Annotated in this window: 23 protein-coding genes and 1 pseudogene; 7 read left to right on the forward strand and 17 right to left on the reverse strand. The window is 64.2% G+C overall.

From position 1 onward, the window contains the following. Positions 1–2 precede the first annotated feature (2 nt). The 6 genes and pseudogenes from Q0D44_RS00790 to Q0D44_RS00815 all read right to left on the reverse strand — a co-directional run bounded on the left by Q0D44_RS00790 (position 3) and on the right by Q0D44_RS00815 (position 6,047). On the reverse strand, positions 3–1,001 hold the full coding sequence (locus Q0D44_RS00790; RefSeq protein WP_217672758.1) for a type II secretion system F family protein: 999 nt from the start codon (positions 999–1,001) through the stop codon (positions 3–5). A gap of 53 nt (positions 1,002–1,054) precedes the next feature. Beyond that, the gene (locus tag Q0D44_RS00795; protein WP_294130936.1) at positions 1,055–2,350 is read right to left on the reverse strand and encodes a pilus assembly protein CpaE; all 1,296 of its coding nucleotides are present in this window, start codon (positions 2,348–2,350) and stop codon (positions 1,055–1,057) included. Position 2,351: 1 nt separating this feature from the next. After that, the gene (locus Q0D44_RS00800) at positions 2,352–2,996 is read right to left on the reverse strand and encodes a CpaD family pilus assembly protein (protein WP_294130937.1); all 645 of its coding nucleotides are present in this window, start codon (positions 2,994–2,996) and stop codon (positions 2,352–2,354) included. Positions 2,997–3,012: 16 nt separating this feature from the next. Continuing rightward, positions 3,013–4,503, reverse strand: a complete 1,491-nt coding sequence (locus Q0D44_RS00805; RefSeq protein WP_294130938.1) for a type II and III secretion system protein family protein — start codon at positions 4,501–4,503, stop codon at positions 3,013–3,015. 1 nt (position 4,504) lies between these two features. Next, positions 4,505–5,518, reverse strand: a complete 1,014-nt coding sequence (gene cpaB / locus Q0D44_RS00810; RefSeq protein ID WP_294130940.1) for a Flp pilus assembly protein CpaB — start codon at positions 5,516–5,518, stop codon at positions 4,505–4,507. Between the two features lie 51 nt (positions 5,519–5,569). Further along, positions 5,570–6,047, reverse strand: a pseudogene (locus Q0D44_RS00815) (prepilin peptidase). Positions 6,048–6,097: 50 nt separating this feature from the next. On the opposite strand from Q0D44_RS00815, the gene Q0D44_RS00820 reads away from it, so the two are divergent. The 3 genes from Q0D44_RS00820 to Q0D44_RS00830 are packed head-to-tail and all read left to right on the forward strand — an operon-like array spanning position 6,098 to position 8,351. Next, positions 6,098–7,051, forward strand: a complete 954-nt coding sequence (locus Q0D44_RS00820) for an alpha/beta hydrolase (protein WP_294130944.1) — start codon at positions 6,098–6,100, stop codon at positions 7,049–7,051. Next, positions 7,048–8,151 (forward strand): FAD-binding oxidoreductase, encoded by a 1,104-nt coding sequence (locus Q0D44_RS00825; RefSeq protein WP_294130945.1) that lies wholly within the window; start codon positions 7,048–7,050, stop codon positions 8,149–8,151. Before Q0D44_RS00820 ends, Q0D44_RS00825 begins: the two co-directional genes overlap by 4 nt. 23 nt (positions 8,152–8,174) lie before the next feature. Further along, positions 8,175–8,351: a DUF1508 domain-containing protein gene (locus tag Q0D44_RS00830; protein WP_119744143.1), complete on the forward strand. Its 177-nt coding sequence runs from the start codon at positions 8,175–8,177 to the stop codon at positions 8,349–8,351. A 74-nt stretch (positions 8,352–8,425) separates the two neighbouring features. Here Q0D44_RS00830 and rplI read toward each other — a convergent pair whose 3' ends face one another. Genes rplI through rpsF form a run of 3 tightly spaced genes read right to left on the reverse strand, consistent with a single transcriptional unit; the run spans position 8,426 to position 9,715 of the window. Next, complete coding sequence (gene rplI, locus Q0D44_RS00835) at positions 8,426–9,022, reverse strand: 50S ribosomal protein L9 (RefSeq protein WP_294130947.1); 597 nt, start codon at positions 9,020–9,022, stop codon at positions 8,426–8,428. Positions 9,023–9,035: 13 nt separating this feature from the next. After that, positions 9,036–9,260: a 30S ribosomal protein S18 gene (rpsR, locus tag Q0D44_RS00840; protein ID WP_006950194.1), complete on the reverse strand. Its 225-nt coding sequence runs from the start codon at positions 9,258–9,260 to the stop codon at positions 9,036–9,038. 14 nt (positions 9,261–9,274) lie between these two features. Further along, positions 9,275–9,715 (reverse strand): 30S ribosomal protein S6, encoded by a 441-nt coding sequence (rpsF, locus tag Q0D44_RS00845; RefSeq protein WP_217672765.1) that lies wholly within the window; start codon positions 9,713–9,715, stop codon positions 9,275–9,277. Between the two features lie 275 nt (positions 9,716–9,990). Between rpsF and Q0D44_RS00850 the strand changes: the two genes are divergently transcribed. Continuing rightward, entirely contained in the window at positions 9,991–11,391 is a 1,401-nt protein-coding gene (locus tag Q0D44_RS00850) for a GntP family permease (protein ID WP_294130995.1), read from the forward strand. A gap of 6 nt (positions 11,392–11,397) precedes the next feature. Here Q0D44_RS00850 and Q0D44_RS00855 read toward each other — a convergent pair whose 3' ends face one another. The 7 genes from Q0D44_RS00855 to Q0D44_RS00885 form a co-directional block, all read right to left on the reverse strand. Further along, positions 11,398–11,805 (reverse strand): BLUF domain-containing protein, encoded by a 408-nt coding sequence (locus Q0D44_RS00855; RefSeq protein ID WP_294130998.1) that lies wholly within the window; start codon positions 11,803–11,805, stop codon positions 11,398–11,400. 142 nt (positions 11,806–11,947) lie between these two features. Further along, positions 11,948–12,352, reverse strand: a complete 405-nt coding sequence (locus Q0D44_RS00860) for an RcnB family protein (RefSeq protein WP_294131000.1) — start codon at positions 12,350–12,352, stop codon at positions 11,948–11,950. A 220-nt stretch (positions 12,353–12,572) separates the two neighbouring features. Then, positions 12,573–12,740 (reverse strand): hypothetical protein, encoded by a 168-nt coding sequence (locus Q0D44_RS00865; RefSeq protein WP_294131005.1) that lies wholly within the window; start codon positions 12,738–12,740, stop codon positions 12,573–12,575. A gap of 161 nt (positions 12,741–12,901) precedes the next feature. Further along, positions 12,902–14,107, reverse strand: a complete 1,206-nt coding sequence (locus tag Q0D44_RS00870) for an ABC transporter permease (RefSeq protein WP_294131008.1) — start codon at positions 14,105–14,107, stop codon at positions 12,902–12,904. Between the two features lie 193 nt (positions 14,108–14,300). Beyond that, a complete protein-coding gene (locus Q0D44_RS00875; protein ID WP_294131012.1) occupies positions 14,301–15,002 on the reverse strand; it encodes an ABC transporter ATP-binding protein in 702 nt (233 codons plus the stop codon). A gap of 5 nt (positions 15,003–15,007) precedes the next feature. Then, a complete protein-coding gene (locus Q0D44_RS00880; protein ID WP_294131015.1) occupies positions 15,008–16,492 on the reverse strand; it encodes an efflux RND transporter periplasmic adaptor subunit in 1,485 nt (494 codons plus the stop codon). Next, complete coding sequence (locus Q0D44_RS00885) at positions 16,489–17,955, reverse strand: efflux transporter outer membrane subunit (protein WP_294131808.1); 1,467 nt, start codon at positions 17,953–17,955, stop codon at positions 16,489–16,491. The genes Q0D44_RS00880 and Q0D44_RS00885 overlap by 4 nt, the downstream gene beginning before the upstream one ends. Positions 17,956–18,114: 159 nt before the next feature. On the opposite strand from Q0D44_RS00885, the gene fabD reads away from it, so the two are divergent. From fabD to fabG, 3 genes are read left to right on the forward strand one after another with little or no spacing between them, the layout of a single operon-like run. Beyond that, positions 18,115–19,050: an ACP S-malonyltransferase gene (gene fabD, locus Q0D44_RS00890; protein WP_294131022.1), complete on the forward strand. Its 936-nt coding sequence runs from the start codon at positions 18,115–18,117 to the stop codon at positions 19,048–19,050. Beyond that, positions 19,047–19,847 carry a crotonase/enoyl-CoA hydratase family protein gene (locus Q0D44_RS00895; RefSeq protein ID WP_294131025.1) on the forward strand — a complete coding sequence of 267 codons (801 nt, stop codon included), beginning with the start codon at positions 19,047–19,049 and terminating at the stop codon, positions 19,845–19,847. The genes fabD and Q0D44_RS00895 overlap by 4 nt, the downstream gene beginning before the upstream one ends. Before the next feature lies 1 nt (position 19,848). Beyond that, complete coding sequence (gene fabG / locus Q0D44_RS00900; protein ID WP_294131028.1) at positions 19,849–20,586, forward strand: 3-oxoacyl-[acyl-carrier-protein] reductase; 738 nt, start codon at positions 19,849–19,851, stop codon at positions 20,584–20,586. On the opposite strand, the gene Q0D44_RS00905 is transcribed toward fabG, so the two are convergent. Beyond that, complete coding sequence (locus Q0D44_RS00905; protein WP_294131030.1) at positions 20,540–21,781, reverse strand: glycosyltransferase family 87 protein; 1,242 nt, start codon at positions 21,779–21,781, stop codon at positions 20,540–20,542. The two genes, fabG and Q0D44_RS00905, sit on opposite strands and share 47 nt — an antisense overlap. Positions 21,782–21,847: the final 66 nt, after the last annotated feature.

Genomic DNA, 21,847 nt, shown 5'->3' on the forward strand with positions numbered 1-21,847 from the left:
GATCAGATTTCAAAATTGACCATCTGGGCCATGATGAAGGCGCCGATGCCCATCCAGCACATACCCCCGATGCCGATCACCTGCATCAGCGAAAGCCCGAAAATGCCCGCCGGATCTGGCGTGAAGAAGGGGCTCATATAGTTGAAGTTGATGTAGCAGATCATGAAGAACACAAGGAAGGGCAGGCAGCCGATGATGTAGGCGGACGCCTTTGATTCCGACGACATGGCGCGAATCTTGAGCTTCATCTGCGCACGCTGGCGCAGCACGGTGGCCAGGTTCGACAGGGTTTCGGCCAGGTTGCCGCCGGTTTCCCGTTGGATCGCCAGGGTAATGACGAAGAACTGGAATTCGGGCGTGCCGAGGCGATCGGCAGTTTCCTGAAGCGCCTGCTCCATCGTCTTGCCGATCTTGATCCGTTCGGTGATCAGCTTGAATTCCTCTCCCACTGGTCCTGGAATTTCGCTCGACACGATGCCCAGCGTTTCAGCGATGGGCAGGCCGGAGCGCAGGCCGCGCGTCAGCAGTTCGAGCGCGTCGGGGAATTTGGCGTTGAAGCGGTTGATCCGCTGCTTGATCAGGCGGCTGACCCACCAGTGCGGCAGAAACAGACCGGCGGCCAGACCGACCATGATGGCCATCAGGAAGGGGAAGCCGCGCACCATCAGCAACGCCGACAGCATCAGGAATACGCCCGCGCTGGCGGTCATATATTGGCTGAGCGTCCATTTCTTGCCGGTCATCCTGATCCGCTTGGTCAGATTTTCCGGGTTGGGGATGAGCGACACCAGCATCTTGGCTTCGACGCCGGTCGCGCGGTTTGAAATGGCCTTGCGCATCCGCGCTTCGAGCAGGGCTTCGGCCGATTCGCTGTGACGGCCGCGGATCATCGCAACCCGGCGCTTGCGCGCTGTTTCCGGCGATGGACCCGCAAAGGCTATGATCGCCACCCCCAGGATGGTCGCCACCAGCACCGTTATCAGGATGAAATTGCCGTCCATCTGTTCGCCCGTTCCCCAGTCAACGCCGCCGCCCGGTCAGGCGGCGTGCGCGGTCAATCTTCCAGTGCGGCTATCTTGGCCTTGCGGCGCGACGGGATCATGTTGCGGAAATCGCCGATCTTGCCGAGCAGGGAGTCGCCCTTTTTGCGCGATGCTGCGGTGCCGGTCGGGGCCTCATCCGCTTCGCTCGCGCCCATCACCCGGTCGAGCAGGGCGGTGCAGGCAGCGCCGACCTTGCTACCCTTGGCAGTTTCCGCCAGCGTCTTGCCGAGCTTTGCCGCCTGTGAGCCGATGCGCAGGTCGAACGGGATGAGGACATCGACCTTACGCTCGATCGACGTTTCGAAATCCTTGCGGCTGATTTCGGGCGAGCCGGGATGGACGCGGTTGGCGACCACCAGCACGCGCGATTGCGGCGCATTGCTCTTGAGCCAGGACAGGATGCGGATGGTGTCGCGCGCGGCCGCCAGCGTCAGTTCGGTCACGACCAGCGTGACATGGGCGTCGGTCATCAGATGCGGATGTTGGATCAGCATGTTGCGCGGCAGATCGACGACGCTGCATTCAAACACCTGACGGAATTCTTCCAGCAGCTGGTAGAAAGCCCCACCATCGGTCAGCATCGGCTGGCTGATCGGCGCTTCGGCCGACAGGATCGCCAGCGTGTCGCTCGCCCGCACCATGGCGCGTTCGATGAAAAGGCCGTCGATGCGGCTGGGATTGTCGATCGCGTCGGTCAGGCCACGACCCGGTTCCAGATCCATCGCCAGCGCATTGGTGCCGAAATGGACGTCCAGGTCGAGCAAGGCGGTCGGGCGCTTCTTCTTTTCCGACAGCATCCATGCCAGCGAGGTGGCGATGCTGGACGCGCCCACGCCGCCGCGCGTGCCGATGACCGCAACGGTCATGTGCGGACGTTCGGGCGCGGCGTCGCGCGGGGCCATGAACACGGCCTGCGCATTGGCAAGAGCGTCGCGCAGCTGGTCCGCGCCAAATGGCTTGAGCAGATAATCCTGAATGCCGCTGGCGACCAGATCACGATAGAGGCGCACGTCATTGACCTGCCCCGCCGCGATGACGACAGTGCCAGGCTCGCACACTTCGGCCAGGCTGTTAATGTCGTTGAGCGGATCGCCGCTTTCGGACATATCGACGAACAGGATTTGGGGCGACGCGGTGATCGACAGGCTCTGGACCGCATTGCGCATCCCGCCCTTGTTCACCTTTTCCGGTGCCCAGCCCAGTTCGGAACAGACCGACCGGACCAGATCATAGCTATGATCGTCGCAGACGAAGGCGTGAAAGGGATCACGCGGCCCAGTGAAGCCGGGTTTCCATGGGGCGTTCATATCACTGGCCTCCCGCTGTCATTTGCTTGAGATCGCCGGCACCCGTCGGCGGCTTGTCGCGATAGGTGGAAATGGCGCGGTTCGACGTGGCCGTGCGCAAATTGCTGTCGGTGCCCTGACCCCGGACGAGATCTTCGGGATTGGCGACCATCGCGGCCAGATTGCTGTTGGTGCCGCAGCCGAAATTGGATGTGGCGCCCAGGCTCATGTCGGTTTCCTGCTTGCTGCTCCAATCGGGGCAGCCCGGCACGCTGGCGGTGGCGCGGCGCACGATCAGGCGGACGCTGCCCTGCGGCGCGTCGCCAGCGGCAGCCGAACTGTCCTCTGCGACCAGCAGGCCGTGGCGGGCGACGACATCGGCAATACCCTCACGCAGGCCGGGACTATAATAGCCAGCGTCCGTGACGATCGCGACCTGATCACCATAGCCAAGGCCAATGGAAGCGAACCAGTCGTTGAGGCGGCCCGCCTCATAGGCGGACAGCGAGTCGCCGCTGGCCTGCACGTCGAACGTATAGGCGGCGTAGCTGACGACCGGCTGATGCACCGATTCGACGCTGCGGTTGGGGCTGTCGGTGACGCAGCCAGCCAGTGGCAGCGCCAGTATGGCGAGGGCCGTGAGGGTCTTGGCGGACAGATAGGTCATGTCTTTCGTCCTTCCGTCAGAAGCTGAAGCCGGGGGCGGCTTTGCCGGGCTTGCCCGACTTGGCGCCTGGCGTGGCGACCGGCACAGCGGCGGACGCCTGCGGGCCGGGGGTGACCGGCGTGGGTGATCCGGGGGCGCGGCGCGGCATTTCGCCGCGCTTGCCGCTGATCCCGTCATTGCCCTGCTGGAGCAGCAGCCCCTGGCCGACATTGGCGTTGCGGAAACCATCGGTCGGCAGACGCACGTCCGATGCGTTCATTGGCTTCACCAGATAGGGGGTGACGACGATGACCAGTTCGGTCTCGCTGCGCTGGAACTGGCGCGACTTGAACAGGCTGCCCAGGATCGGCAGGTTGCCGATGCCCGGCACCTTGTTGATGCCGTTGCTGGTTTCATTGTTGAGCAGGCCCGCAATCATGAAGGCCTGACCCGAACCCAGCTCCACCGTGGTTTCAGCGGTACGGCTTTTGAGCGCAGGGACGTTGGCGTTCAGCGTGAAATCCAGGCTGGACACGGTCGGACGGACGCGCAGCGAAATGCGGCCATCGGCCAGCACGGTCGGCGTGAAGGCCAGTTGCACGCCATATTGCTTGAATTCGATGCTGTTGCCCTGCGTGCCATTGCTGACCGTGTAGGGATATTCGCCGCCTGCCAGGAAGCTGGCGGTTTCACCCGACAGCGCGGTCAGGTTGGGCTGCGCCAGCGTAGTGGCAAGACCGCTTGATTCGGCCAGATCCAGCGCACCCGCAATGTCCATGCCGAACAGACGGGCTACGCCGCCAAGGCTATAGCTGCCATCGGACGGGTTATTGAACGTCCAAGTCTGGCTGCCGCCTGTCGTGGACTGCGTAACGAAGTTGCGCGTGCCCCCGCCGATATTGCCCAAAACTTTGCCGCCCGACAAATCCATGCTGGAAAAATTGGTGCCAATCTTGTGACCGACATCCTTGGCGACTTCGGAAATCTTGACCTGGAGCATCACCTGCAACGGCGTAGCCATGCGCAGGCGGCTGACCACGGTGGTTTCCTTGCCGACGAAGGCCTGCGTCAGCCGTTCGGCTTCGGCGGCATCTTCGGGGGCCTGGATCGTGCCGGTCAGCAGGACCATGCCGTTCATCTTGTTGACCGCGATGTTCGCGCCGGGCATCGCCAGGCGCAGCATGTCGTCGATGCTGGTCAGGTTGTTGCCAACCCGGACCGTGCCGGAAAACAGCACCTTGCCATTGGGCGCAGTGGCGAACACGGTGGTTTCGCCCGCCTTCTTGGCGATCAGGTAGAGCTGGTTCTGCGAGCGGACATGGACGTCGACCACTTCGGGGTTGCCGATCACCACGTCGGACATCCTGTCCGACAGGTTGACGACGCGGCTGCCGCCGACCGACATCAATATCGCATTATCCTGCGCGCTGGACGGGGCGGCGTTGAGTGCCGTTCCGGGGACCACTGCCGTGGCAAGGGCCAGGCCGACTGCAATCGCAGGTGCGGCGATCTTGTGCATCGACTTCATCTTACTTCCCCCCGACCGGAACTTCGGTCACGCTGGTGCCGCGGGCCACGCGGATGACCGGGCCTCTGACGGCAACCGGCGCAGTTATCTGGGCACCAGTGCCAGCCATCTGGCCGCCCTGGTTTTCGGCCTTGGCCGGGACCGAGCTGCGCTGGTAGCGCGACACGTCCGCACCGGTCGAATAGGTGGAGCCGCGATCGACCGGGCGCGACGCGATCTTGGCGATGATCGCCTTTTCCGCGTTCGGGCTGGCGCCATCGGGCAGATCGACGTCAGCACCGGCAATGGCGGCGTCGAGGTCCGAAGCGGTATCGGCGATCGAGCGCAGGGACATCGACAGCGAGCCGATGGTCTGGGCGACGGCGATCTTTTCCGCGATCTTGGGCGTCACTTCGATCGTGACGTTGGAATAGGTGCGCACTTCGGGCTTGCCGTCCGCACCCATCGCATCCATGCGCTGGTCGGTGGCAAGAACGCGCAGGTTGCGCAGGATGGTTTCGGAGACTTTGAGCGCTTCGCCATCGCCGCCGCCCGCCACGCTCTGCGTCAGGACCAGGTCGATGCGATCGCCGGGAAAGACGAAGCCTGCGACCGAGCTTTGCGCCGAGACAGGAACGGTGACCGCCCGCATACCAGCGCCGAGCGCTGCGGCCAGGAAGCCGCGATCGCCGGGTTTGACCAGGCCACCCTGGGTCAGCGGCTGCCCGGCGGAGATGGCGGTGCGTACGACGCTGCCTGCCAGCTTTACCGGATCAGCCTGACCCTTGAGGTAATAGGCCTGTTCGATCAGATCCTTGGGCCAGGGCTGAAAGCGGAAGCTTTCCGCGTCCAGGATGGTGCCGACCGGCAGAGCCTTGGTCGCGACCAGCACATGGGGCTGGTCAGCCTCCACCGGCATCGACGCGGCATTGAGCTGCGGTGCGCTGGATGAGCTTAACATGCTGCGCGCAAGCAAGGCTGTAGTGACCGCTATGATAAGCGCTCCAACCAGCAGCACGATTTTCTTGGCATCCATGACGAAATTCGCCTCCCTGTAGTGGGTGCACTGCCCCCAGTGCTTCACTCATCACGTAAATTGGTTAAGATATCGTTGGCCACGGCAGCAGCCACAGCGCCGCGAGTGAAATCGCCACGCCATAGGGGATTTCCGGCTGCCCCAGCCGCCGGGTCATGCGGTGGTGGATGACCGTCACCAGCGTGACCACGCCGCCCAGCAGCGCCATCAGAACGATCAGCGACAACACGGCCTGCCATGGGAACCACAGCGCGAGCGCGGTCAGCAGCTTGACGTCGCCGCCGCCCATCATGCCCAGCGCAAACAAAGCGGCAAACAGGGTGAAGATCGCCGCGCCGACCAGCAGTTGCACCGCCATGTCGGGCCAGAGCGCATAGCCATTGGCCAGCCACCAGAGCGGGGCAAGCAGCGCGACCGCCAGATTGAGCCGGTTGGAGATGATCCGAGCACGCAAATCGGTGATCGCCGCCGCGATCAGCAGCGCGCCAAGGGCGCATAGCAGCGCCACCCTGAAATATTCGCCCGTCATGGGATTTGACCCTAGACCCGATGGCTTACCAAACCGTAACCATGACCCGCATGGATTCGCCCCTTTTCAACGCACCGCTGTTCGACCGCCGCGCCTGGCCGATGGGTGGGCGGCTGGACTATTGGACGGCGCCCGACGGCTGGAAAATTCGGCGCTATCAACTGGGCGACGGGACGCGCGGCCGGATGCTGGTGCTGGGCGGTCGCGGCGACATGATCGAAAAATATCTGGAGGTGATCCATCATTGGGCCGAGCGCGGATGGGCAGTCACGACGTTCGACTGGCGCGGGCAGGGCGGGTCGGGTCGGCTGACCGATGATCCGATGACCGGGCATATCGGTGATTTTGCCGACTGGATTGCGGACCTGAAGGCTTTGGCGGCGGAGTGGCGCGCGGAGGGGAGCGGACCCTATGTGATGGTGGCGCACAGCATGGGCGGGCATTTGTTGCTGCGCGCGCTGGCCGAAGGGATGCCGTCGCCGGACGCCGCGGTGACGGTCGCGCCGATGCTGGACGTGCATAGCGCGCCCTTGCCGCGCTGGTTTGCGGTGGCGCTGGCCCGCGCGATGCTGTGTCTGGGCCGGGGCGAACGGCAGGCCTGGACGCAGAAGGAAGGGTCGGAACGGCAGCGGCGGATGCGGCAGAAGCGGCTGACTCACGACCCCGACCGCTATGCCGACGAACTTTGGTGGCGCGACCATAGCCGCGACATCGCGCTGGGACCGCCAAGCTGGACTTGGGTCAGTCAGGCGCTGGAGTCGACGCGGGCGTTGGCGGAGGGGGATGCGATTGCGCGGATCGCGACGCCCTTGTTTATCCTGGCGACCCGCGCGGACCAGCTGGTGTCCACCCCGGCAATCCGCCGCGTTGCCGCGCGGATTCCGGGCGCGCGGTTGTATATGTATGGGCGGGAGGCCGCGCATGAGATATTGCGCGAACTGGATCCCGTCCGGCTGGATGCGCTGGCCCGCATCGACACCTTTCTGGATGAGGTGGCGGCGTGAGCCACGCTGATATTGTCATCGTCGGGGGCGGCATTGCCGGGGCCAGCCTGGGCGCGGAGCTGGCGGCCCATGCGCGGGTCGTGTTGCTGGAGATGGAGGATCGCGCTGGCTATCACGCTACGGGGCGTTCTGTCGCTTTCTGGGAGGAAAGCTATGGCGGCGCGGTGGTGCAGCCTTTGACCACGGCATCAGGGCCGTTGCTGAGCGCGCCGGACCCCGATTTTCACGACGGCAGTTTCCTGTCGCCGCGCGGCACGCTGCATATCGGCCGGGCGGGGGATGAGGGGCATCGCGATGCGCTGATGGCGGAATTCGCGGGCAAGGTGGTGCTGGAGCCGGTCGATCCCGCTGCGCTGGTGCCGGGGTTGCGGCCGGATTGGATCATTGGCGTTATGGAGGCGAGCTGTCAGGATATCGACGTGGCGGCACTGCATCAGGCCTATCTGCGCCAGTTCCGGCGGCGCGGCGGGGACGTGCGGCTGGCGACACAGTTGAGCGCCGCGCGGACAGAAAGCGGTGGCTGGCACGTCGAGACGCCGGCGGGGAGAATCGCCTGCGCTGTGCTGATCAATGCCGCGGGGGCGTGGGCGGATGATGTCGCGCGAGCCTGTGGCGTTGCACCGATCGGCATGACGCCGCTGCGGCGTACGGTGGTGCAATTGCGCGTGCCGTCCATGCCGTCGCAAGACCTGCCGCTGATCATGGACCTGGCCGGGCAATTCTATTTCAAGCCGGAAGGGCAGGGCCGCATCTGGCTGACCCCGCATGACGAGGCGCCATCCCCCCCTTGCGACGCTGCGCCGGAAGAATTGGCGGTGGCGGAAGCGATTGCGCGGTTCGAGCAAGCGGTCGACTGGCCGATCGCGAGGGTCGAACATAAATGGGCGGGCCTCCGCAGCTTCGCGCCCGACCGCGCGCCCGTTTATGGGTTCGATCCTGACGCGCCCGGCTTCTTCTGGTTTGCCGGGCAGGGCGGTTTCGGCATCCAGACGGCCCCTGCCGCCGCGCTGCTGGCGGCTGCTCTGGTGCGGGGCGAGGCGCTGCCGGAAAGCGTTGCGGGGATCGCTGCTGCTGCTTATTCTCCGACCCGGTTTCGCTGACGAAACGACTCTGGAGGCATGACATGGCGCACAAGTTCGTGATCGAGAAGAACAAGGCTGGCGAGTTTGTCGCCAAGTTCAAATATAATAGCGAAACGATCTTCTGGACCGAAGGCTATAGCAGCAAGGCTGGCGCGAAAAACGCGATCGAATCCGTGCTGAAGAACGGACCGGGCGCGGAAATTGAAGAGGCGGAATAAGGCCACTTCCCGGCATCCAACAAAAAAGCCGCCCGTTGCGGGGCGGCTTTTTCATTTTGTCCTGACGGAAAAGCTCAGGCCTCTTCGGCCGGGGCTTCTTCGGTGAACGCGGCGAGATCGCCGGGTTCTGCGTTGGGATCATAGTCTTCGGTGAAGCCGGCTTCGTCCTTTTCGAACAGGTCGGCCATGACGTCGACGCCCTGGCTTTGCAGTTCGGCCTCTTCAGGCGAACGCGCCACGTTCACCTTAATGGTGACGGACACTTCGGGGTGCAGCGCGACCTTGACGTCGAACACGCCGAGCGTCTTGATCGGGCGTTCCAGAACGACCATCGCCTTGGTGACGATGGTGACGCCCTGCGCCTGCAGCGCTTCGATGATGTCGCGAACCGCGACCGAACCATAGAGCGCACCAGCGTTGGACGACTGGCGGATCAGGACGATCTGCGTGCCGTTGACGCTGTCGGCGGCCGCTTCGGCATCCGAACGGCGTGCGGCATTGTCGGCCTCGATCTTGGCGCGGTTGGCCTCGAACACCTTTTTATTGGCGTTGTTGGAGCGCAGCGCCTTCTTGTTCGGCAGCAGGAAGTTACGGGCGTAGCCGTCCTTGACGGTTACGATGTCGCCAATGGCGCCGAGCTTCTCGATACGTTCGAGCAGAATGATTTCCATGGGGCTTACTCCCTTACTTCACGATGTAGGGCAGCAGGCCCAGATGACGGGCGCGCTTGATCGCCTGCGACAGTTCGCGCTGCTTCTTGGCAGAAACGGCGGTGATGCGGCTGGGGACGATCTTGCCGCGTTCGGACACGAAGCCCTGAAGCAGACGGACATCCTTATAATCGATCTTCGGCGCATCCTTGGCGGCGAAGGGGCAGCTCTTGCGGCGGCGGAAAAATGGGCGTGCCATGATCTTGTGTCTCCTTATTCGCCAGCGATTTCGTCGCGGCGCGGGCCACGATCACCACGGTCGCCGCGATCTTCGCGCGGACCACGATCGCCGCGGTCACCACGGGGGCCGCGATCGCCACGGTCGGGGCGGTCCTGCTTGCGCATCATGACCGACTGGCCAGCTTCCAGCTCATCGACCTTGACGGTCATGTAGCGGATGATGTCCTCGTTGATCTGGGTCTGGCGTTCCAGTTCCGCGATCACGCCGCCGGGGGCGTCGATGTTCAGCATCACATAGTGTGCCTTGCGGTTCTTGGCGATCTTGTAGGCGAGCGAACGCAGGCCCCAGGTCTCGACCTTGGTCACCTTGCCGTTATTTTCTTCCACGATCTTGGTGGCGTTTTCCGCCAGGGCGTCCACCTGCGCCTGTGCCAGATCCTGGCGCGCAAGGAACACATGCTCGTAAAGAGCCATGATGATACCTTCTCTGTTGGCCGATTGCTGACGCCCACCCCATGTGGAACGCCCCTCCGGCTGTCGTCTTAACATGCTCCGCACACGGGCCGAGTCACCTCTGGCCCGATGCGAAGGCGCGCCTATGGCGGAAAGGCAGGGGAAAGGCAAGGGTGCAACCTGTCAAAACCCCGTTCGGGCTGAGCTTGTCGAAGCCTTGTCCTTTCTTCTATCCCCGTGGAGAAGAAGGTCAGCACTTCGACAGGCTCAGTGAGAACGGTTGAGAGGTTTAGCTTATGGCAGTCGGCATTGCAGCACTATCCCTGATCCTGCTGATGATCGCGGCCTATCGGGGCATGAGCGTCATCATCATGGCGCCGTTGCTGGCGATGCTGGCGGTGTTGCTGACTGATCCCGCTGCTGTCCCCGCCGCCTTCTCCGGCCTGTTCATGGAGAAGGTGGGGAGTTTCCTCAAACTCTATTTCCCCGTGTTCCTGCTGGGCGCTTTGTTCGGCAAGCTGGTCGAGATTTCCGGTTTTTCCCGCGCGATCGTGACGGCTGTGATCGGCATCGTCGGGGCGAGGCGGGCGATCCCGGCGATCATGGCGGTCACCGCGCTGCTGACCTATGGCGGGGTGTCGGTGTTCGTTGCGGTGTTCGCCGTCTATCCCTTCGCCGCCGAGATGTTCCGCCGTGCCGACATTCCCAAACGGCTGGTGCCAGCGACGATCGGGCTGGGGGCGATCACTTTCACCATGGACGCGCTGCCTGGCACGCCGCAGATCCAGAATATCATACCGACCAGCTTTTTCGGCACCACCGCCTGGGCCGCGCCGGTACTGGGGCTGATCGGCTCCGCCTGTATTGCGGCGATGGGGCTGGCCTATCTGGGCTGGCGGCGGCGCGCGATGATGGCGGCGGGGGAGGGCTATGGTGCGCCGGAAACGCTGGTGAACGAACCGGATCTGGTCGACGACGCGGCGAAGGTGCATCCGCTGATAGCGCTGCTCCCATTGCTGGTGGTGGGCGTCGGCAATCTGCTGCTGACGATGGCGATCCCGCGCTGGGTGAGCGGCGATGTCGTCACTTTGTCGCTGGTCGGCATGGCCGAACCGGTTGACGTCAAGGTGGCGCAGGTGTCAGCGCTCTGGGCGGTGGAGGGCGCGCTGTTGCTCGGCATCGCGACGATATTGGCGTTTGCCTATCGAACCGTGGCGAAACGCTTTGCCGAAGGATCAAAGGCAGCGGTCGGCGGCGCATTGCTGGCGGGGATGAACACGGCGGTCGAATATGGTTTTGGCGCGGTGATCGCCGCGCTGCCCGGCTTCCTGATCGTCAAGGAAGCGCTGCGCGCCATCCCCGATCCGTTGGTCAATGAAGCGATTACCGTCACATCGCTGGCCGGGATCACCGGGTCCGCTTCCGGTGGCCTGTCGATCGCGCTGGCGGCGATGGCGGACCAGTTCATCGCGGCGGGCGATGCAGCGGGCATATCGCGCGAGGTGCTGCACCGGGTCGCGTCGATGGCGTCGGGCGGCATGGACAGCCTGCCGCATAATGGCGCGGTCATCACCCTGCTGGCGGTAACCGGGCTGACCCATCGTCAGGCCTATAAGGATATTTTCGCGCTGACTTTGATCAAGACCGTGACCGTGTTCATCGTGATCGCAGTCTATTATCTGACCGGGCTGGTGTAGCGCGGGTCAGGCCGCCGGGCGGTGTAACTCGGCTGATCCCATGAAATGGGCGCGGGTCGAAGGACCGGCGCTCGCCAGCAAGGCGGCGACCACATCCTTGAGGGTATCGGTCGGGCGGAGCGGATCGTCATAGGCCATGGCCCATTGGCCGAATTCGCGGCTGTCGATCGCGCCTTCGCGCAGTTTGACCACGCCGCGATGGCGGCTGTCGCCATGGATGCGGGCAAAGATGCGCTCGACCGCCTCCTTTGGCCCTTCCAGCACCTGGAGGAAGCGGCGGGAGTTGAACAGCAGCAGGCCAGTGACGTCGTCGCGTCGGTTGCTGATGGCCGATGCGCGCGCGATGGCGGCGCATTCCTGCGGCGTGACCGTTCCGGTGACGGAGCTGATATACATGATCTGATGTAGTGACATGGTCGTTCCCGATGCGCCCCCCGGCTTGGGACTTTTGCAGGACAATCCCTTAATATCGGGTATTTAACCTGCGTCAGGTGCGCCCACGCAAAAATGCCCCAGGGGAGGAGAGTTCCCTGGGGCATCATGCAGATGGGATGTTTTAACGGATCGCGCCGCCGATGACCGCGCCGATGATGCCGCTGGTGATGGCGATCAGCACCGCGTCATTACCCGACTGGACCCACTGATAGCCGCGCGGCGGAGCGTTCAGGCGATAGCCGCGATAATTGTTGATGACCCGATAGTTGCTCGCCTGGCGCCGGTCGAAACGCTGGCCCTTGGCCCAGCGGTGGTTCGACGTGGCATAGCGATTGTTGCGCACATCCTTGCGAACCACGGTCTTTTGCTTGACCACGGTGCGGCCGTTTGGCTTCTGCTTGACGACCGTGCGGGTCTGCTCCTGACGGTGCGGCTGGCCATAGCCCTGCGCCTGCGCCTGGCTGCTGATGATCGGGCTGGCGACCAGGGTCGTGGTGGCCAGCGCCATGAGGATTTTCTTGAACATGTCTTGCTCCTTTGCCGTGTTTCGGGCGCCCTCTGCGGCGTCGAGAACAGAGATAGGCGGTGCTTGTCGCAGCCATGTGTCGGGAAAGGGCAAAGAGTGTCGGAAATTGTAACAGATTGAGATTTAACATGAATGGCTGTTCAGAAAAGTGGCTTGCCGGGCAAAATAAAGCCCCGCAGCGGGGCTGCGGGGCGTCTGACAGTGCGCGATGGCATGAGGGTCAGCCGGGCAGCGGTGACGCGGTGACGGTCATGCGCTGAAGCAGGATGGGGTGGTCCTTGCCCTCGATCAGCGGGGCGGCCTGGACGGGCTGCGCGATCGCAAAGGGGGTGAGGGTGATGCCCAGGACCAGCAGGCTGGCGGTGATGCTGAGGACTATGTCTTTCATGATGGTTCCCTTTCGCGGCACCATGAAGCAGCGCCGTGAGAGAGTGATGAACCCAGCCTGTCGCAGGACTGTGCCGGATGCGCGGGAAATTGTCGGAAAGTGTAACGATTATCCGTCCGCGCTTCGGTCGTTGCTGGTTAAACTCCAACGGGCCTTGCGCGCTATTCGTGGCGCAGCGCGTCGATCGGGTTGAGCGCGGCGGCGCGGCGGGCGGGGAAATAGCCGAACACCACGCCGATGACGGCGGAAAAGACGAAGGCGATCAGATTGACCTTCAGGTCGAAAATGAAGGGCACCTGCATTAGCGGGGCGATGGCCCAGGAGGCGACGAGGGCGATCAGCAGGCCGATGACACCGCCCAGGCAGGACAGCACGATCGCCTCGACCAGAAACTGCATCAACACTTCGCCCGCGACCGCGCCGATGGCGAGGCGGATGCCGATCTCGCGCGTGCGTTCCGTCACTGACACGAGCATGATATTCATGATGCCGATGCCGCCAACCAGCAGCGAGATCGCCGCGACCGCGCCGACGATTTGCGTCAGGATGGTGGTGGTGCCGGTCAGCGTGTCGCTGATCTGCTTGGTATCGAACACGTTGAAATTATCTTCGCCCCCGGCCTTGATCTGGCGGCGTTCGCGCATCAGCTCTTCCAGGCTTTGCTGCACGGTCGACGTGTCATAGGCGTCGTCCACCGCGATCATGATCTGGCTGATATCGCGATTGCCGGTAAAGCGGCGCTGGACGAATTTGATCGGCATGACGACGACATCGTCCTGATCGCCAAAGCCGCCCTGGCCGCGTGTCGCCAGCGCGCCGATCACTTGGCAGGACACCCCCTTGATCCGCATCCGCTGGCCGATCGGGTCGCCGCCTTGAAACAGGTTGGTACGCACAGTATTGCCGATGATGCAGACCGGGCGACCGGCCTCTTCCTCTTCGGGCATGAACAGCCGACCGCTGGTCACCTTCCAGCTCTGCACCTCGAAATAGGCGGCAGTTGTGCCATAGACGGTCGTGGACCAGTTGTTACCTTCGTAAATGGCAGTGCCGCTCGATTGCGCCATGGGGGCGACCGCGCGCACGCCGGTCAGCTGGTTTTCGATCGCGGTAAGGTCAGCCGGTTTGAAATCGGGCGGGCGCGGCCCGCCACCACCACGGCCAAAGCCCTGACCGGGGCGCAATTGCAACACATTGGCCCCCAGCGAACTAATCTGTTCGCGCACAGCCGCGGTCGCGCCATTGCCCAGCGTCACCATGGTGACGACCGCGGCCACGCCGATGATGATGCCCAGCGTGGTCAGGAAACTGCGCAGCTTGTGCCGGTTGATTGCGCGGAAGGCGAGGATGATGGTCGTGCCTAGCATCCCGATACTCCTCGCCCCTTGGGGGAGAGGATAGCGGCGCTTGCCAGCTTGCTGGCTAGCATAGCTTGGAGAGGGGGACGCGCGCCGTCGATGGGGCGCTTCCCCCTCTTCCAACTGCGCCTAAGTTCGCTTCGCTCACCAAGGCTCCGTATCCTTCTCCCCCAAGGGGAGAAGGTTTGCGCTTGCATATCCTTCACCCCGCCAGCCCCTTCTCGATCCGCTCGACCAGCCCATCGCGAAAATGCACGATCGTCCGTGCGAACGCCGCCATGTCGGGTTCATGGGTCACCATCAGCACGGTGATGCCGCTATTCCTGTTAAGGTCGGTCAGCAATTCCATGATCTCGATCGAGCGTTCCGAATCGAGGTTGCCGGTCGGTTCGTCGGCCAGCAGCACGTCGGGGCTGGTGACGATGGCGCGGGCGATGGCGACGCGCTGTTGCTGGCCGCCGGACAGTTCGGCGGGGGTATGGTCCCACCATTGTTTAAGGCCGACCTTGTCGAGCGCTGCCATGCCCATGTCATAACGGGTCTGCTTGTCCTCGCCGCGATAGAGCAGGGGCAGCTCGACATTTTCGAGCGCGCTGGTGCGCGACAGCAGATTGAAGCCCTGGAATACGAAGCCCAGATAGCGGCGGCGCAGCAGCGCGCGCTGGTCGCGGTCCAGCGTTTCGACATGATGCCCCTTGAACAGGAATTCACCCGCCGATGGCACGTCGAGACAGCCAAGAATGTTCATCGTCGTCGATTTGCCGGAGCCGGACGGCCCCATCACCGCAACGAAATCGCCCTGCGCAATGTCGAGGTCAATGCCCTTCAAGGCCTGAAACTCAGTCGCGCCGCTGCCATAGACTTTGGTGACGCCGCGCAAAGTGATGATGGGATCGACGCTCATGGCGATCAGGGCTTGGCCGTCACGGGCGCGGTCTGGGGCGGGGCATCGCCTGAATTGCCGAGCTTCCCCACAGTCGCGGGCGTGCCGTCGGTTGCCGGATTGCGCGGCGCGCTGTCCTTGCGCGGCGCGCGCTGGTCGCCGCCATTGCGCGCCTGATCTTCGGCTGGCGGTTCCTGGCCTGCCGCCAATTGCCCGGTGATGACGCGCATTCCCGGTTTCAGATCGCCGCCGGTGATGACGGTGCGCGACCCGTCGCTGGCACCGACGACGACCTGGATCGCCTTGGGCTTGCCATCTTCCCCCACGACATAGACGGTCTGGCTGCTGCCTGCGCCGAAGCTGACTTCGCGGGCGGCGCGATTGCCGCGGCGGCGGGGCATCAGCGTGCTGGTAATGCCGCCGCCCTGGGCCGCGCCCGCGCTCGGCTTGAAACGCAGCGCGGCGTTGGGGACGAGCAGCACGTCGCGCAGTTCCTGCGTCACGATGTCCGCCGTCGCGGTCATGCCGGGGCGCAGCGTTTCGTCACCATTATTGACAGTCAGCACGGCTGTATAGGCGACGACGGTGCCAGACGAGCTGCTGGTGGTGCTGGTCGTGGAAGAAGAGGATGTGCTGGCGCTGTTCGACCCGACATTGACCCGCGTGACCCTGGCCGGGAAGCTGCGGCCGGGGGAGGCGTCGACGGCGAAGGTGGCGCTCTGGCCTTCCTTCACTTGGCCGACATCGGCCTCGTCGACCGATACCTCGACCTCCATCTGGGTCAAATCTTCGGCCAGGGTGAACAGGACCGGGGCGTTGAGCGATGCTGCGACGGTCTGGCCCGGCTCGATATCGCGCGACAGGACGACGCCGTTCACGGGCGACACGATCTGGGCGATGGTCAGGTTGGTCTGGGCGGACGACAGCTGCGCGCGGGATACGTCCACCTGCGCCTGCGCCGACCGCAGCGAGGCAACCGCGCCTTCATAATTGGCGCGGGCCGAATCGATCTCGGTCTTGGCTGGCACCTTGCCGCCCGACAGCTGGAACACGTTAAGCTGCCGGTCGAGCGTCGCCTTGGCCAGCGCGACCTGCGCCTGAGCCTGTGCGACCTGCGCCTGCGACGCGGCCACCTGCGCCCGGTTCTGGTTCACCGTGTCGACCAGACGGCGCGTGTCGAGTTCGGCCAGTCGCTGGCCCTTCACGACGCGGTCGTTCACATCGACATAGACGGCGGTGATCTTGCCCGATTGTTCGGACCCGACATCGACCTGATTGACGGGCTTCAAATTTCCGGTGGCCGATACGCTGACTGTCAGGTCGCCCTTGCGGACCTCGCGGGTCGCATAATTGGGCTGATCCTCGTCCGCGAAACAGCGGCTGACGAGCAGGACGAGCAGCAGCAGGCCGACGCCGATCGCGCCGCGCACCGCCCATTTGCGCCATGGCTTGGCCGGTTTCGCGCCCAGAAATGCGTCCAGCGCCGGATCGGTGGTGGTGTCATTGCTCATTCGGGACGGCTTTCCATGATCTGCCAGCCGCCGCCCAGCGCATTGTAGAGCTGGGCGAGGGCCAGGATTTCGTCCGACCGCGCGCCAGCCAGACTGTTGCGCGCGTTCAAAAGGGTGGATTCGCTGCTGGACAGCGTCTGGAAGTCAGTCAGGCCCGCCTGGTACTGGCTGCGCGCCAGGATCGCCGCATTGTTCGACGCATCATAGGCCGTTGCGAACTCCGCCTTGCGCAGGCGGGCGCTGGTCAGCGATGCCATGGCGTTTTCAACATCTTCCAGCGCACCCAGCACGCTCTGTTTATAGGCCGCAAATGCGCCGTCGGTCGCCGCCTTCTGCGCGCGAACTTGCGAGGCGAGGCGGCCACCGTCGAAGATCGTCTGCGCGACATTGGCGAACACACCGCCGGTGATCAGGCTGAACAGGTCTTTGAATGCGTTGGAGGTGGTGCCGATATTGCCGCTGATGCCAAGCGAGGGATAAAGCTGCGCCTGCGCCACGCCGATCCGCGCTGTGGCAGCGGCGAGGTTGCGTTCGGCGCGGCGCACGTCGGGCCGCTGGCGCAGCGTGTCGGCGGGGATGCCGGTAGCGATGTTTGTCGCGGCGGTGGGAATGGGGGCAGGGGTTTCGAGCGCACGGGTCGCTCCGCCCGGTGCCTGTCCCGTCAGCACGGCGATGCGGTTGAGGCTGCCGCGCAGGCTGGCCTCGATCTGCGGGATCGATGCGCTGGTCTGCGCCAGTTGCGCGCGCGCCTGCTGCTCGTCGAGCGAGGAGACGAGGCCCGCCTGCAACCGCCAACGGGCAATGTCATAATTATCCTGCTGCACCTGCCGACTGTCGCGGGCGACGCGCAACTGCTCCTGCGCCAGCCGCGCCTGCACATAATTGGTGACCAGTTCGGATATGATCGTCATCCGCACCGTCGCCAGATCATAGCCCGACGCGGCAAGGTCCGCCCGTGCCGCTTCGGCGCCGCGCGACAATTCGCCGAACAGGTCGATTTGCCAGCTGGCGTTGGCGTTTGCCGAATAGCTGCTCGACCAGTTGCTGGAGCCAAGGCTGATGACATTGCCGCTGCTGTCGGTTCGGGTGCCGCCCGCCTGACTGCGGTAATTTTTGCCGCCGCTGCCCGATCCGCTGATCTGTGGCAGGAAGGGCGCATTGGCCTGAACCAGCGATTCCCGCGCCTGCCGCAACCGCGCCTGCGCCTGAACGACGTCGAGATTGGCGGTGACGGCGGTGTCGATCAGCGCGGACAGAGCGGGATCTTTGAGGCGCGTCCACCATTGGCCAAGCTCTGCGTCGCTGACAGGTGCGCCGCCACCCTGATCATAGGCGGCGGGGACGCCGAGCGCGGCAGGTTGCGGCGCGCGATAGTCCGGCCCCGCTGCGCAGGCGGAGAGGGCAAGCGCCGATCCCGTCATCCAGACAATGCGATATCGCACCTTTTCCTTGCACTCCGTCATCGTTAAAGGGGCCGTCATTCAGTCCCCCGGCAAAGGGGGCAGGGTGTCGGATGCCTGCCTGCCGCAGACATGTGTATGCCTCAATGCCATTTATGTCTCAAAGTGTAACACCATTGAAATTACGCGCTTTTTTGCAGCGCTTGGGTCAGGGGATGACGAATGCGGGCTTTTCTATTTCCGGGGCAGGGCAGCCAGTCTGTCGGCATGGGCAAGGCGCTGGCCGATGCCAGTCCCGCCGCGCGCGAGCTGTTTCAGGAAGTCGATGACGCGCTGTCGCATCATTTGTTCCGCCTGATGACCGAAGGGCCAGAAGATCGGTTGACCCTGACGGAAAATGCCCAGCCTGCGATCATGGCCAATGCCATCGCCACGCTTCGGGTGATGCAGCGCGAGGGCGGCTTTTCGCTGAGCGACAAGGGTGATTATGTCGCGGGACACAGTTTGGGCGAATATAGCGCACTGTGCGCGGCGGAGGCGATGGGCGTCGGCACAACTGCGCATTTGCTCAAGCGGCGGGGCTACGCGATGCAGGAAGCCGTGCCGGTGGGCGAAGGCGCGATGGCGGCACTGCTTGGGGCGGATATTGAAAAGGCGCAGGCTCTGGCCGACGCAGCGGCTCAAGGCGAGGTCTGCACCGTCGCCAATGACAATGACCCAAGCCAGGTCGTCATTTCCGGCCATCGCGGCGCGATCGAACGGGCCGTGGCGATGGTGAAAGAGCATGGCATCAAGCGCGGCATGTTGCTGCCGGTGTCGGCGCCCTTCCATTGCCCGCTGATGCAGCCCGCCGCCGACGTCATGCAACAAGCGCTCGCGGAATCCGTCATCCAAGCCCCGCTGCTGCCGGTTTACGCCAATGTGCTGGCCGCGCCGATCGCCGACCCGGACGAGATCCGCGCGCGGCTGGTCGAGCAGGTGACGGGCCGGGTGCGCTGGCGCGAATCCGTTGCCGCCATGTGGGAAGCAGGCGTGACCGATTTCGTCGAGCTGGGCGGCAAGGTGCTGGGGCCGATGGTCAAGCGGATCGCGCCCGACGCCACCGTGCGCAGCGTCGTCACGATGGACGATATCGAGGCGGCGCTGGGATCGCTATGAGCGCTGTCCTCACCCAGCGCGACGGGCCGGTGCTGACGGTCACGCTGAACCAGCCAGACCGGCGCAACCCGATTTCCGACCCGGCGATGGTCGATGCGCTGTGCGCTGTGTTCGAACAGGCCGATCGTGATATCTCGATCCATGTCGCCATCCTGACCGGTGCGGGCAGCGCCTTTTCGTCGGGCGGTGATTTGAATGCCATGCGGCCCGATGCGGGTGGCCTGCGGGCCGGTTTGCCCGCGCAGACGCGGCGCAACTATCGCGCGGGCATCCAGCGTCTGCCGATGCTGTTCCAGGCGATCGAACTGCCGGTGATCGCGGCGGTCAATGGCCCGGCGATCGGCGCGGGGATGGACCTGACCTGCATGTGCGACGTGCGGATTGCGGGACAATCGGCGCGCTTTGCGGAAAGTTTTGTCAAGCTGGGCCTAGTATCGGGCGATGGCGGGGCGTGGCTGCTGCCGCGTATCGTGGGTTTCTCCAAGGCCGCGCAATTGTCGCTGACCGGCGAGACGATCGATGCCGCCGAAGCGCTGCGTATCGGCCTGGTGAGCGAAGTCGTGCCGGACGAGGATTTGATGGCGACTGCGCGCAAGCAGGCCCACGCCATCGCCGCCAACCCGCCCCACGCGACCCGCATGACCAAGCGGCTGCTGCGCGCGGCGCAGACGGCAGAGCTTTCACAGATATTGGAAATGGCAGGCGCGATGCAGGCGCTGGCCCATGCGACGGCGGACCATGATGAAGCGATCAACGCCTTCTTCGACCGCCGCCCGCCGACATTCAAGGGAGACTGACATGTTCGATCTGACAGGCATGACCGCGCTGGTGACCGGCGCTTCGGGGGGGATTGGCTCTTCCATTGCCAAAGCGTTGGCCGCGCAGGGGGCGACGCTCGCGCTTTCGGGCAGCAATGAGGATAAGCTCAAGGCGTTCGCGGCGGAACTCGGCGGGGATCACAAGACGATCGTCTGCAACCTGTCTGACCCCGCATCTGTCGATGCGCTGGTGCCGCAGGCTGTGGAGGCGCTGGGGAAGATCGACATTCTGGTCAACAATGCCGGCGTCACCCGCGACAACCTCATCCTGCGGATGAAGGATGAGGAATGGTCGAGCGTGATCGCGATCAATCTGGAGGCCGCGTTCCGCCTGTGCCGCGCGGCGGCCAAGCCGATGATGAAGGCGCGCTTTGGCCGCATCATCTCGATCACGTCGGTGGTCGGTGTCACCGGCAATCCGGGCCAGTCCAACTATTGCGCGTCCAAGGCGGGCATTATCGGCATGTCCAAGAGCCTGGGCCAGGAACTCGCCAGCCGCGGCATCACCGTCAATTGCGTCGCGCCCGGCTTCATCCGTTCGGCCATGACCGACGCGCTCAATGACGCGCAAAAGGGTGCGATCCTCCAGAAAATCCCGGCAGGCGATCTGGGCGATGGCGATGATATCGGCGCCGCGGTCGTCTATCTGGCGAGCAAGGAAGCCGGTTATGTCAATGGCCAGACGCTGCACGTAAACGGCGGAATGGCCATGATCTGACGCCAGCGAGCGCGCCGTCCAGCAGGATGGCGCGCCGCGTCGCCAGCGCCAGCACGGCGATGGCGGCGATCAGATTGACCGGGATCAGCGTCCATTCCGATACGGCCCGGCCAAACAGCGGGGCGATCCACGCATAGGCCAGCCATGTCGGCTCCCAGCGCAGCGTCCCGCGCCCGGCCATGTCCGCTGCCATGAAGGCGATGGCGACGCCCAGCAGCACGAAATCATAGTCCAGCACATAAGGCGTACAGAGGAGAGCCGCACTCAGGGCCGCCGCGCCGCGCACCGCCATCGACCCGCGTCGCGCCACCAGCGCTGCCGCTGCGATGGCGAGGGCAGAAACGATCGCTTGTACTGCATAGGCGGCGGGAATCGAGCCACCCCATTGGCGGATCGCGGCGAACGGGCTTTGAATCTTTTCCCACCCCGTCGCACCCGCCTCTATGATGATATGACGGGTCAGCGTCAGGGACTCGATGAAGGCCTGCCATACCGGCCAGCCCCAGATCGCCAGTGTCAGCAGGCACAGCGCCGTCACGGTCAGCCCCGCCGACAGGAAAGCGCGCATATTCCCCCGCGCCAGGATCAGCACCGGAATCAGCACGGCAAATTGCGGCTTATAGACCAGAGCGCCCAGCAGCATCCCCGCGACCCATGGCCGCCGGTCGAGCAGCAGCATCCCTGCGCCCAGCAGGCTGGCGGTCAGAAAGGCGTTCTGGCCATGGCCCAGGCACACCAGCACCACCGGCGCGCCCAGCGCCACCAGTATAGCGTCGCGATCATCGGGCAGGATGCGCCGCACCAGCGTCAGGCACAAAGTCAGGCTCAACCCCTGCCAGATCAGCAGCGCTAAGACATAGGGAAATTGCGCCAGCAGCGTGGCGATGATCAGGAAGGGCGGGGGATAATGCCAGCCGTAGAACGGGATGGCGTCATTATGGTGGACCTGTTTCTGCACTTCGTGCTGGGTTGGCCAGTCCCATGCTTCGGGCGCGCGGCCCTGATCGACCATCTGTCCCGCGGTCCAGACGTTGGAAAAATCAGTGCCGAGCGGCCGCCCCAGCGAATCCACCGTGCCATGGGCGGTGGCAAATAGCGTGCAAAGGCCGATGATCGTCGCCGCCAGGACCAGCATCGCGGTCAGCCGGACGCGCGCGCGAGTGATGAAGCGGTCGGTGGCTTGCGGCATGATCATGCCCCAATCCCTCGCACAAGCCGCTGAAATTTTGGTAAATGAAGCGTTGCCATGCCCCGATTGGCG

Source organism: Sphingobium sp., from assembly GCA_023266575.1.
Taxonomy (GTDB): domain Bacteria; phylum Pseudomonadota; class Alphaproteobacteria; order Sphingomonadales; family Sphingomonadaceae; genus Sphingobium.